General features: G+C 69.0%; 13 protein-coding genes. 9 read left to right on the forward strand and 4 right to left on the reverse strand.

Features of this window, described 5'->3' with window-relative positions; all coding sequences use genetic code 11:
• From G6018_RS01680 to G6018_RS01715, 8 genes are all read left to right on the forward strand, one after another.
• On the forward strand, nt 1-510 hold a 510-nt coding region (locus tag G6018_RS01680), incomplete at its 5' end, for a cytochrome c oxidase assembly protein (protein ID WP_182638550.1).
• A 168-nt stretch (nt 511-678) separates the two neighbouring features.
• Nucleotides 679-1,191, forward strand: coding sequence for a single-stranded DNA-binding protein (locus G6018_RS01685; RefSeq protein ID WP_182638551.1), 513 nt, complete (start codon nt 679-681; stop codon nt 1,189-1,191).
• A gap of 126 nt (nt 1,192-1,317) precedes the next feature.
• Entirely contained in the window at nt 1,318-2,991 is a 1,674-nt protein-coding gene (ettA, locus tag G6018_RS01690) for an energy-dependent translational throttle protein EttA (RefSeq protein WP_182618281.1), read from the forward strand.
• A gap of 5 nt (nt 2,992-2,996) precedes the next feature.
• Nucleotides 2,997-3,446 carry an acyl-CoA thioesterase gene (locus tag G6018_RS01695; RefSeq protein ID WP_179524887.1) on the forward strand — a complete coding sequence of 150 codons (450 nt, stop codon included), beginning with the start codon at nt 2,997-2,999 and terminating at the stop codon, nt 3,444-3,446.
• Entirely contained in the window at nt 3,443-3,904 is a 462-nt protein-coding gene (locus G6018_RS01700; protein WP_182638552.1) for a thioesterase family protein, read from the forward strand. The genes G6018_RS01695 and G6018_RS01700 overlap by 4 nt, the downstream gene beginning before the upstream one ends.
• Nucleotides 3,901-4,386: a thioesterase family protein gene (locus tag G6018_RS01705; protein ID WP_182638553.1), complete on the forward strand. Its 486-nt coding sequence runs from the start codon at nt 3,901-3,903 to the stop codon at nt 4,384-4,386. Before G6018_RS01700 ends, G6018_RS01705 begins: the two co-directional genes overlap by 4 nt.
• Nucleotides 4,383-5,090, forward strand: a complete 708-nt coding sequence (locus G6018_RS01710; RefSeq protein WP_347237762.1) for a hypothetical protein — start codon at nt 4,383-4,385, stop codon at nt 5,088-5,090. The genes G6018_RS01705 and G6018_RS01710 overlap by 4 nt, the downstream gene beginning before the upstream one ends.
• On the forward strand, nt 5,087-6,277 hold the full coding sequence (locus tag G6018_RS01715) for a site-specific DNA-methyltransferase (RefSeq protein ID WP_182638554.1): 1,191 nt from the start codon (nt 5,087-5,089) through the stop codon (nt 6,275-6,277). The genes G6018_RS01710 and G6018_RS01715 overlap by 4 nt, the downstream gene beginning before the upstream one ends.
• A gap of 41 nt (nt 6,278-6,318) precedes the next feature.
• On the opposite strand, the gene G6018_RS01720 is transcribed toward G6018_RS01715, so the two are convergent.
• Genes G6018_RS01720 through G6018_RS01730 form a run of 3 tightly spaced genes read right to left on the reverse strand, consistent with a single transcriptional unit; the run spans nt 6,319 to nt 9,090 of the window.
• On the reverse strand, nt 6,319-7,062 hold the full coding sequence (locus tag G6018_RS01720; protein ID WP_182638555.1) for an SDR family oxidoreductase: 744 nt from the start codon (nt 7,060-7,062) through the stop codon (nt 6,319-6,321).
• Between the two features lie 16 nt (nt 7,063-7,078).
• Nucleotides 7,079-8,659 carry an alpha-amylase family glycosyl hydrolase gene (locus tag G6018_RS01725; protein WP_182638560.1) on the reverse strand — a complete coding sequence of 527 codons (1,581 nt, stop codon included), beginning with the start codon at nt 8,657-8,659 and terminating at the stop codon, nt 7,079-7,081.
• A gap of 35 nt (nt 8,660-8,694) precedes the next feature.
• Nucleotides 8,695-9,090: a globin gene (locus G6018_RS01730; protein ID WP_182638556.1), complete on the reverse strand. Its 396-nt coding sequence runs from the start codon at nt 9,088-9,090 to the stop codon at nt 8,695-8,697.
• Nucleotides 9,091-9,293: 203 nt separating this feature from the next.
• On the opposite strand from G6018_RS01730, the gene G6018_RS01735 reads away from it, so the two are divergent.
• Complete coding sequence (locus tag G6018_RS01735) at nt 9,294-9,905, forward strand: HNH endonuclease (RefSeq protein ID WP_182638557.1); 612 nt, start codon at nt 9,294-9,296, stop codon at nt 9,903-9,905.
• Between the two features lie 99 nt (nt 9,906-10,004).
• Here the strand turns inward: G6018_RS01735 and G6018_RS01740 are convergent, their stop codons facing one another.
• Complete coding sequence (locus tag G6018_RS01740; protein ID WP_182638558.1) at nt 10,005-10,625, reverse strand: TetR/AcrR family transcriptional regulator; 621 nt, start codon at nt 10,623-10,625, stop codon at nt 10,005-10,007.
• Nucleotides 10,626-10,751: the final 126 nt, after the last annotated feature.

A 10,751-nucleotide genomic window follows, 5' to 3' on the forward strand; every position in this document is an offset into this window, starting at 1 on the left:
CAGTTCGTGGCGGGTTTCTACATCATCTACTTCGGCGGGTTCTACGAGGCTCTGGCCTCCGAGCACCTGGGCCACATGTTCATGAACGTCCACTTCCTCATCAGCGGTTACCTGTTCTATTGGGTGATCATCGGGGTCGACGCGGCGCCGCGGCACTTCTCGCCGCTCTACAAGCTCATGGTGCTGCTCAGCTCGCTGCCGTTCCACGCCTTCTTCGGCATCATGCTGATGAACTACAAGACCGTGCTCGCCGAGAACTGGTACGGCGGGATCGGGCTGCCCTGGATCCCGGACCTGCTGCAGAGCCAGCAGGTCGGCGGCGGCGTCGCGTGGGCGGCGGGGGAGATCCCGCTGTTCATCGTCATGTTGGCCCTGGCCTGGCAGTGGTACCAGAGCGACATGCGGGACGCGCGGCGCGGCGAGCGGCAGGCTGAGCGCGACGACGACGCCGAGCTCAGGGCCTACAACGAGATGCTCGGTGAGATGTCCCGCGCCGACCGCCGGGCCTGAGAGGCGCCCACCTCGTCGTCGTCGGGCTCCTCGCTCCACACCCCTCCCGCCACTCCACAGGGCGGGCACCGCGGGCGGTGCGACCGGGATACGACGACGACGAGGTGGGGCACGCTCTGGGGCACGAGGCCGACGCACGGTCGGTCCGAGTGTGACAGGAGCGAGACCATGAACGAGACCCACACCACCGTCCGCGGAACCGTGATCACCGACCCCACCACCCGCCGCGTCGGAGAGGACTCGGTGTTCTCCTTCCGGGTGGCCAGCAACACCCGCTACCAGGACCGCGACACCGGGGAGTGGAAGACCGGCGGCACCCTGTACTTCTCGGCCAACTGCTGGGGCAGGCTGGCGCAGCGGGCGTCGGGGAAACTGGTCAAGGGCGACGGCGTGATCGTCCAGGGTCGGCTTCTCACCAACGAGTACGAGAAGGACGGCAGGATCCAGCGCGACCTGGAGATGCGGGTGACCGCCCTGGGCCCGGACCTGTCGCGGATGGACGTGACCATGCGCAGGGCCCAACCGGAGGGGCCCGGCATCTCTCCCGACGGGGAGGGGGCGGGGCAGTCGCAGGGCGCGGACGGCGTGGAGGACGTCATGGAGATCGGCTCCCGGGACGCCGACGACGCGCCGGAGGGGCGGGCCGCCGACAGCGCGTTCGCGGAGGCGGTCCGGGTCTGAACCGGCAGGGCCGCGGGTAGCCCTCCGCCGTGCTCACCGAGGCCGCGGGTGGGCACGTAACATGGGGGTCGTGCCCGCGGCCTGGCCGCGGCGATGTGAACTATTTGCGCAGGTGAGAGGGCAGAAGTGGCCGAGTTTATTTACACGATGAAGAAGGTTCGCAAGGCGCACGGGGACAAGGTGATCCTCGACGACGTGACGATGTCCTTCTATCCCGGTGCGAAGATCGGCGTCGTGGGGCCCAACGGCGCGGGCAAGTCCTCGATCCTCAAGATCATGGCCGGCCTCGACCAGCCCTCGAACGGCGAGGCGTTCCTCGACCCGGAGGCCAGCGTCGGCATCCTCATGCAGGAGCCCGTGCTCGACGAGACCAAGACGGTCAAGGAGAACGTCGAGGACGGACTCGGCGAGACCATGGTGCAGATCCGCCGGTACAACGCGGTGGCCGAGGAGATGGCCACCGACTACACCGACGAGCTCATGGAGGAGATGGGTCGGCTCCAGGAGCAGCTCGACGCGGTGGACGCCTGGGACGTGGACTCCCAGATCGAGCAGGCCATGGACGCACTGCGTTGCCCGCCGGGCGACTCGCCCGTCACCCACCTGTCCGGTGGCGAGATGCGCCGCGTCGCGCTGTGCAAGCTGCTGCTGAGCAAGCCCGACCTGCTCCTGCTCGACGAGCCCACCAACCACCTCGACGCCGAGTCGGTGCTGTGGCTGGAGCAGCACCTGGCCGCCTACCCGGGCGCCGTCCTGGCCGTCACACACGACCGCTACTTCCTCGATCACGTGGCGCAGTGGATCTGTGAGGTCGACCGCGGCAAGCTGCACCCCTACGAGGGCAACTACTCCACCTACCTGGAGAAGAAGGCCGAGCGCCTCGAGGTCCAGGGCAAGAAGGACCAGAAGCTGCAGAAGCGCCTCAAGGCCGAGCTCGAGTGGGTCCGCTCCGGCGCCAAGGCCCGCCAGTCCAAGTCCAAGGCGCGACTGGCCAAGTACGAGGAGATGGCGGCGGAGGCCGAGAAGCACCGCAAGCTGGACTTCGAGGAGATCCAGATCCCCACCCCGCCGCGCCTGGGCAACGTGGTGGTCGAGGCGGACAAGCTGCAGAAGGGCTTCGACGACCGCGTCCTGATCAAGGACCTGTCGTTCACCCTCCCGCGCAACGGCATCGTCGGCGTGATCGGCCCCAACGGTGTGGGTAAGACCACCCTGTTCAAGACGATCGTCGGGCTCGAGGAGCCGGACGCGGGGTCCGTGCGGGTCGGTGACACGGTCAAGCTGAGCTATGTGGACCAGTCCCGCGCGAACATCGATCCCGAGAAGTCGGTGTGGGAGGTCGTCTCCGAGGGCAACGACTTCATCGAGGTCGGCCAGAACGAGATGCCGTCGCGCGCGTACGTGAGCGCCTTCGGCTTCAAGGGCCCCGATCAGCAGAAGAAGGCCGGCGTGCTGTCCGGCGGTGAGCGCAACCGCCTGAATCTCGCGCTGACCCTCAAGGTCGGCGGCAACCTGATCCTGCTGGACGAGCCGACGAACGACCTGGACACCGAGACCCTCGGCAGCCTCGAGAACGCCCTCGAGGACTTCCCGGGCTGCGCCGTCGTGATCTCGCACGACCGGTGGTTCCTCGACCGCACCTGTACCCACATCCTCGCGTGGGAGGGCAACGTCGCCGAGGGGCAGTGGTACTGGTTCGAGGGCAACTTCGAGGGCTACGAGCAGAACAAGGTCGAGCGTCTGGGCCCCGACGCCGCCCGCCCGCACCGGGTCACCCACCGCAAGCTGACGCGGGACTGACGCGCATGGGATCGCACGCCGCGCCCGACACGCAGACCCCCGGAGCCGTCCACCGGGTCCACATCCCCCTGCGCATCGCGGACTTCGTGGGCAAGCACGTCAACAACGTGCGGTTCCAGGAGTTCTCCCAGGACGCCAGGCTGATGTGGTTCCGGGACAAGTTCGGCGTCCCCGGGTCACGGGTGCCGATCTCGCTGGCGCGGTGGATGGAGATCGACTTCCGCCGGGTCATCGGGTACGGCGCCACGAGCGTGTGGGTGGACGTCGAGGTCCTCCGGGTCGGCCGGACCTCGTTCACGATGAGGACCTCGATCGGGTCGGATTCCACGGGCCCGGAACCGTGCGCGGTCGTCGACACCGTGTTGGTGGTGACGGCACCGGACGAGACCACGACACTCGAGATCAGTCCCGAGGAGCGCGCGGCGCTGCTCGGTGAGCGCGAGGAGGCGAGATGAGTCCCGGTGAGCAGACCCCGGACCGGGGGACGTTCCGCTGCACCCTGCAGGTGCGGTGGGCGGACTTCGACCAGTTCGGGCACGTCAACAACGTCAAGTACATCGAGTACGCGCAGGAGGCGCGGATCCTGTTCGTCCGCAGCCGCTTCGGCCCGTTCGGGCTCGGCAACCTGCCGCAGGTCGTGCGCCGGGTCGAGATCGACCACCTCCGTCCGGTGCTGCGGGACTCGACGTCCGTGGACGTGGAGATCGAGGTGGAACACGTCGGGACCACCTCGTACCAGATCAGGCAGACGATCTTCGACGCCGCGGGCGAGGTCTGCTGCGCGTTGCGCGTGGTGATGGTCGCCTACGACGCCTCCACCTCTACGGCCGTGGAGATCCCCACCGGGGTGCGTCACGTCCTGGAGGCAGCACACCAGCGCGCGGCGATCACCGACGAGGGGCCCGCGCAGTGAGCGAACAGCTCGTCTACGAGGCCGGGGGACCCCTCGGGGCCTCCGGTGAGCCGGGACGCCGCGTGTTCACCACAGCGATTCCCGTCCGCTGGTCGGATCAGGATCTCTACCATCACGTCAACCACGCCCGGATGATCACGCTCCTCGAAGAGGCCCGCATCCCGTGGCTCTTCGAGGAGGGCACGCCCACCGCCACCCTCACCGCCGGCGCCGTGATGACCGACCTCGCGGTGAAGTACCGCGGCCAGATCAAGCACGCCGACGGCCCGATCCGGGTGCGCATGTGGTGCGAGAAGGTCGGTGCCGCCATGTTCGTGGCGCGCCACGAGGTCCGGGCGCGCACCACACCCGACTCGGCGCCGGCGGCGGTCGACTGCACGGCCACCATCGCCGCGTTCGACCTCTCGACCCAGCGGCCGCGGCGGTTCACCCGGGCCGAGCGTGAGTACCTGATGCGATTCCGCCACGAGGACCCGGCGTGATTCGTCCCGGAGCCGGCGGGGCAGAGGGGATCGGCGGGACGGGGGACGACATGGTCGCGGTGCCAGACCCCGCCGACCGCGACGACCTGCGAACCTTCCTGCGTCGGCTGTTGCGGCTCGACGAGGCGGCTGTGGTCCGCGTGACCAGCGGCGACGACGGCAGGATGCGGGTGTGGTCCCGGACGCCGTTCGGTGCCCTGGTGGTCCGCGGAGTCGGTGGACGCTGCCCGGGTGGTGACGTGGTGTGCGGTGCCGACCACCTGCTCACCGAGCTCGACCTGCTGCCGCGCGGCGACGCCGACGGACTCGTCGACCCCGGGATGCCCCTCACCTCATCGTGGCAGGGGCTGCTCCCGCCGACCGACGGGTTCCAGATGCTCGAGGCGATCCCCGCGCAGGTCCTGCTGGACCTGACCGAGTCCGGGCGGGGCGCAGCCCGGGAGAACGCCGGGCCGGCCGGGTTGCCGCCCTCGTTGTTGGACCAGGAAGTGCTCACCGTGCGCGCGGACACCGACAGTCCCGTGGGAGTGGACATGCGGATCGTGTTCTCCATGGTGATGTGCGGCTTCGTGCCCGAGCGGGCCGGGCGCGCTCCGGAGGGCGAACCGGTCAGGGTGAGTGAACGCGGGGCATGGCTCCGACTGGACGCCCGCTACGGCACGGCCTACCGCCGGACTGACGCGCTCACTCTCGAGCCGCGATGACGTCACCGGGGTTCTCGGTCTCCTGGCCCGGGAGGGGCGAGCCCGAGGTCCCGGGCGATCACGGATCGGCGCCGGAACTCGCCGCGGCGGTCCCTGATGCCGAGGGTCGGGTGACCGGCGTCGTCCTCGGCGGCGACGGGGCCAGGATCACCGAGGCCGGTGACGTGCTGGACGAGCTCGGCCTCGCGACCACGGGCGCGGCGCAACTGGTGTACCTCGACCCGCCCTACAACCGTGGCGGCCGCTTCGACGGCTACCACGACAACATGCCGCGTCACCAGTGGCTGGGGTACATCGAGCACCGACTGAGGGTGGCGCACGAACTCCTGGCGGCGACCGGCACCGTCTGGGTTCACCTGGACGACGCGGAGGCCCACCGCGTCCGCTGCGTACTCGACGACGTGTTCGGCGCCGATGCCTTCATCGCCGACCTCACCGTGGAGAGCAACCCCAAGGGGCGTCAGCTCGACAGGTTCTTCGCCGGATCGCACGACCGGCTCATGGTGTACGCGCGGGATCCCGCGCGTGTCCGGCTGGCCGGCGGGGTCGCCTCCGCGGTCGACCCCGCAGACTTCCCGCATACCGCCGAGGACGGCGTGAACTACCGTCTGCTCCCGCTGCGCAACACCAACAAGCGGTTCAACCCGCGCACCACGCCCACCATGACCTACCCGCTCTACGGCGACCCTGACACCGGCGAGGTCTCCGTGGACCCCGTGTCCGGGCTCACCGAGATCCTGCCGGTGTTCGGTGACCTGAGCCCGGCCGTGTGGCGCTGGTCCCGCGATCGGGCGGCGGAGCGCAGCGACGAGTTGGTCTGTCGACTCGTGCGGGGTCGGTCGGGGCCGCGGGTCGACGTGTACCAGCGCGACCGGCACGAGGTGGGTCGGATCAAGAAGCTCAAGTCCATCTGGTTGTCCCAGGAGGTCGGGTCCACCGACACCGCTCGCGCAGAGCTGCGCAATGCGGGTGTCGATGGGTTCCGCACGCCCAAGCCGGAGGCACTGATGCGGCGGATCGTGGAACTGGCGACCGAGGCGGACGACCTGGTGGTGGACCTGTTCGCCGGCTCCGGCACCACTGCCGTGGCGGCCCGCGACCTGGGCCGCCGCTGGGTGGTGGTGGAACGCAACCCCGAGACGGTCCGCGACGTGATCCTGCCGCGGTTGCGCGTCAGCGGAGCGTGACGCTGACGGGCGCCGAGCGTGACGCTGACGGGAGCCCGGTGTTACCGGAGCTTGACACTGCCGCCGTCCACCATGAGCGTCTGCCCTGTCATGTAGCGGGCGTCCTCGCTGGCGAGGAACACCGCGACGCGGCCGATGTCCGCCTCCGGGTCGCCGAACCTGCGCATCGGGGTCCCCGCGAGCAGGTGCTTCTCCACGCCGGGATTGGCCTCGATGTACGCCTCGACGCCCTCGGTGAGGGCCAGCGGCGAGATCACGTTGACGTTGACGCCGTCCCGGGCCCATTCGTTGGCCGCGACCCGGGAGATGGCCCGGATGGCCTCCTTGGCCGCCGCGTAGGAGGCCTGGGTGGGGCTGCCCTCGATGCCGGCGCCGGAGGCGAAGTTGATCACCGAACCGCCCGTCGTGGACAGGTGTGGGTGCGCGGCCTTCATCAGCCAGAAGGTGGGATAGAACCCCGTGTCGAACGACAGGTCCAGCATCTCCCGGGTGGTCTCCAGCAGCGGCGCCTGTCGTGAGGCGTGTGCGTTGTTGACCAGGACGTCGAGGCGCCCGAAGTGCTCGACGGCGCTCTCGACGATGACGCGGGCGTTGTCCTCGACCGAGATGTCCGCCGCCAGGTATCGGACTTTCCCACCCAGCTCCTCCGCCAGGGCACTGCCGGCGTCGTCGTTGATGTCCACCACGAGTACTCGGGCGCCCTCCTTGACGAACGCCCGGACGATGCCTCTGCCGATCCCGCCGGCGCCGCCGGTGACGATCGCGGTCTTCTCCGACAGCCTCATGGTTTAATCCCCGTTCTTAGTGTGGTCGCAACCATACCGCGGTGTCGGGGGGCAGGATCTCGCCGGTCCGGGGTCCTGACGCGAGGGGCCCTGAAGTGAGGGGGCCCGAGGAGAGCAGGACCTCGCCGTCGGGCAGCGGTACCGATCGAGCAGAAGCGTTGAGCGCGCACACCACGCCGTCGTCGCGGCGGAACGCCAGGCATCCGGACGGCGCCCCGTACCACTCGATCGACGCGGTCCGTGGGCCCGGCCAGGATCGCCGGGTCTCGATGGCGGCCCGGTACAACGACAACGTGGACTGCGGGTCCTCGATCTGGGCCTCCACCGTCAGGCGGTCCCAGTTGTCCGGCATCGGGAGCCAGGTGTGATCGGAGGTCGAGAAGCCGAACGGCGGCCGGGAGCCCTCCCACGGGATCGGGACGCGGCAGTGGTCTCGGCCCATCTCTGCATGGCCGCTGCGCTCCCAGGTGGGGTCGGTCAACCGGTCGTGGGGGATCGAGAAGTCGCTCGGCAGACCCAGCTCGGACCCCTCGTAGAGGAACGTGATCCCCGGCAGGGCCAGTTCCACCAGCAGCATCGCCCGCGCCCGGGCGGTGCCGAGGGCGCCGTTCCCGTACCGGGTCACCTCTCGTACGACGTCGTGGTTGGACAACGCCCAGGTGGGTGCCGAGTCGGCGAGGCGGGAGGCCTCGAGCGTGGCGTCGATGGCCTCGCGCACCGCGCCGGCCTCGAAGGGGGCGCCGGTGAGCGGGAAGTGGAACGCGAAGTGCAGTTCGTCGGGGCGGAGATATCGGGCGAACCGGTCGACCGGGCCCACCCACACCTCGCCGAAGGTCGCCGCGCCGGGGTACTCGTCGACGACCGCGCGGATCCGCCGGTGGACGTCGTGGACGCCGGGTCGGTCCCACCGTGCGTCGCGCTCGTCGACGACGAGCTGGGCGATCTCCACATCGTCCGGCAGGTCGGCCAGATCGTCCGGTTTGGCAAAACCGTGCGCCACGTCGATCCGGAATCCGTCGACTCCCAGGTCGAGCCAGAAGCGCAGGGTCTCGTCCAGGTCGTCGCCCACGTCGGGGTGCGACCAATCCAGATCCGGTTGCTCCGGGGCGAACAGGTGGAGGTACCACTGCCCGGCTGTGCCGTCGGGCTCGGTGACGCGGGTCCAGGCGGGGCCGCCGAAGACGGACGGCCAGTTGTTGGGCGGACGGGAGCCGTCCTCGCCGAGACCGTCGCGGAAGAAGTACCGCTCGCGCTCGGGGCTACCGGGGCCGGCCGCGACCGCGGCGGCGAACCACGGGTGCTCGATGCTCGTGTGGTTGGGGACCAGGTCCATGATCAGGACCATGCGCGCGGCGTGCAGCGCCTCCACCAGCCGCCGAAGCGTCTCGACGTCTCCGAACAACGGATCCACGTCCCGCGGATCGGAGACGTCGTAGCCGTGATCGGCGCCGGGGGAGCGCATGATGGGGGACAGCCACACCCCGTCCACGCCGAGCAACTCCAGGTATCCGACGCGGTCGATCACGCCCTGTAGATCGCCAGTGCCGTCCCCGTCGGAGTCGGCGAAGGAGCGCGGGTAGATCTGGTAGAGGACCATGTCCTCCCACGGCCGAGTGGCGTGGGCCGGGGACGTCACATGTCCTCCGGGGTGTTGACCATCATCGCGGCGGCGCGGGTGAGGTACTCCACCATCGCCGCCCGGTGCTCGTCGTCCATGGTCTCGCGGTCGATCGTGTCCACCGCGGCGAGCATGTGCGTGAGCCAGGCGTCGTGGGCGGCGCGGTCCACACGGAAGGGGTTGTGGCGCATCCGGAGCCGGGGGTGACCGCGCTGCTCCGAGTAGGTGGTGGGGCCACCCCAGTACTGCTCGAGGAACATCCGCATGCGGTCCTCGGCCGGACCCAGGTCCTGCTCCGGGTACAGCGGGCGCAGCACCGGGTCGTCGGCGACCCGCAGGTAGAACTCGTGGACCAGCTTCCGGAACGTCTCCGCGCCGCCGATCTCGTCATAGAAGGTAGTGCTGCTCATGCTCCCCATCATGCCCGTGGGATCCGCCCGGGGGTCCGATCCACCACCCGTCGGCGACGGCCGGAGAACGGCGCGGACAACCGGTACGCAGTGATCGCGCGCGAAGTGTTCATCGAGGGTGCATCATCGTTGCAGGCGAGGTTCACTACGGGCCCGGTTGACAGTGCTGCACTGGGCTCGGAGCAGACGAGCGGAGACCGACCATGGGCACAGCCGTGCGCGAGAATTCGGAGTACCGACAACCGGGGTCACGACCCCCTGGTCGGCTTGAGCCTGTCCCGGACCCGCACGTCCCGCTAGCCGCTGCGCCCCGAGTCCTGCTGCTCAATGCGGGATACGAGGCCCTCACCGCCCTCCCCGCCCGCCGCGCCGTGGTGATGCTGCTCCGGGGCAAAGCGGTGGTGGTCCACGATCACCCGAACGAGATCCTGGTCCGATCGGTCTACACGGCCGTTCGAGTGCCCTCGGTGATCATGCTCCGCGAGTACGTCCGGATCCCGTACCGGGCGCAGGTGCCCATGACGAGGGCGGCACTGATGCATCGCGACTCTCACCGGTGCGGGTACTGCAATGCCCGTGCGACCACGGTCGACCACGTGATCCCGCGCAGCCGCGGGGGCGAACACGTGTGGGAGAACTGTGTGGCCTCCTGCGCGCCGTGCAATCACCGGAAGGCAGACAAGCTCCTCTCGGAGTTGGGGTGGGAACTGCGGGTGCCGTTGGTGGCGCCGAGGGGCCGGACGTGGCGGCTCGTCTCCCAGCTCCGGGAGATCGGCCCGTACTGGGAGGACTACCTGTACCTCGACGCCGCTTGATGCCGCTTGATGCCGCTCGAGACGGTGGTCCGTCGGTGCCGACGACGCAATGCGTCACGACGGCTAGCGATTTCTCCCCTGGTTACGAAGATTGGCTCCTCAGCGGGCGAGAACAGCACTTTCGACGAAGTCGATCATCGCCGCTGATGCTGATTCGAGATTCAGGGTGTCGTCGGCCGCCCATCGGTCGAGCAGCCCGTTCTTGGCCGAGCTGATCAGGTGGGAGAATTCGTCGGCATCAAACGCTCTGAACTGGCCCAGCGCCTGACCTTCCACCAGGAGGTCCGCAAGAGCTTCGGTTTCCGCGGCGGAGACATCGTTGAACGCGTGGACGAAGCCGGCATCGCGGTGATTGGCCATGACTTCCGCCATCGCACGGAACTCGATGCGGCGAGAGGAGAAGAACTCCAGCTCGGCGCTGATCCCTGCGCGCAGTCGATCTGCAGGAGTCGCCGCGCCATTGGTACATGCGGCGATATGGGCCGCGCATTCCTGGAACAGGCGTAGCGCCACCCGGCGCAGCAGTTCATCCTTGCTCGGGAAGTGATAGGTGATGACGCCTTTGCTGACCCCCGCGTGCCTCGCGATGAGAGCGACGGACGCGGCGCCGTAGCCGACATCAGCAAGCACCTCAGCAGCCGCACGCTCGATCTGATCGCGTCGGGCACGGCCACCGACGGTGCCCCGCCCCTCGCCAGCCGACCCATCGTTAGTACGCATGTACTAATTATAGTACGGTCGAGCTAACTTTGGGGAGTGTGGGCAATGGGTGACTCATCGGACACAGCACGGGACGGTGGCAAACAGGGCATGCGAGTGGCGAACGGGGCTGGTGCACGAGTAGGT

It is taken from the genome of Dietzia sp. DQ11-44, from assembly GCF_014145205.1.
In the GTDB taxonomy this organism is placed as follows: domain Bacteria; phylum Actinomycetota; class Actinomycetes; order Mycobacteriales; family Mycobacteriaceae; genus Dietzia; species Dietzia natronolimnaea.

What these genes read in the sequence shown, in the direction of transcription:
- G6018_RS01720 (WP_182638555.1), bottom strand. Translation starts at nt 7,062, where the DNA reads ATGAGGCTGTCGGAGAAGACCGCGATCGTCACCGGCGGCGCCGGCGGG.
- G6018_RS01740 (WP_182638558.1), bottom strand. Translation starts at nt 10,625, where the DNA reads ATGCGTACTAACGATGGGTCGGCTGGCGAGGGGCGGGGCACCGTCGGT.
- G6018_RS01685 (WP_182638551.1), top strand. Translation starts at nt 679, where the DNA reads ATGAACGAGACCCACACCACCGTCCGCGGAACCGTGATCACCGACCCC.
- G6018_RS01715 (WP_182638554.1), top strand. Translation starts at nt 5,087, where the DNA reads ATGACGTCACCGGGGTTCTCGGTCTCCTGGCCCGGGAGGGGCGAGCCC.
- G6018_RS01730 (WP_182638556.1), bottom strand. Translation starts at nt 9,090, where the DNA reads ATGAGCAGCACTACCTTCTATGACGAGATCGGCGGCGCGGAGACGTTC.
- G6018_RS01695 (WP_179524887.1), top strand. Translation starts at nt 2,997, where the DNA reads ATGGGATCGCACGCCGCGCCCGACACGCAGACCCCCGGAGCCGTCCAC.
- G6018_RS01725 (WP_182638560.1), bottom strand. Translation starts at nt 8,659, where the DNA reads ATGGTCCTCTACCAGATCTACCCGCGCTCCTTCGCCGACTCCGACGGG.
- G6018_RS01735 (WP_182638557.1), top strand. Translation starts at nt 9,294, where the DNA reads ATGGGCACAGCCGTGCGCGAGAATTCGGAGTACCGACAACCGGGGTCA.
- G6018_RS01700 (WP_182638552.1), top strand. Translation starts at nt 3,443, where the DNA reads ATGAGTCCCGGTGAGCAGACCCCGGACCGGGGGACGTTCCGCTGCACC.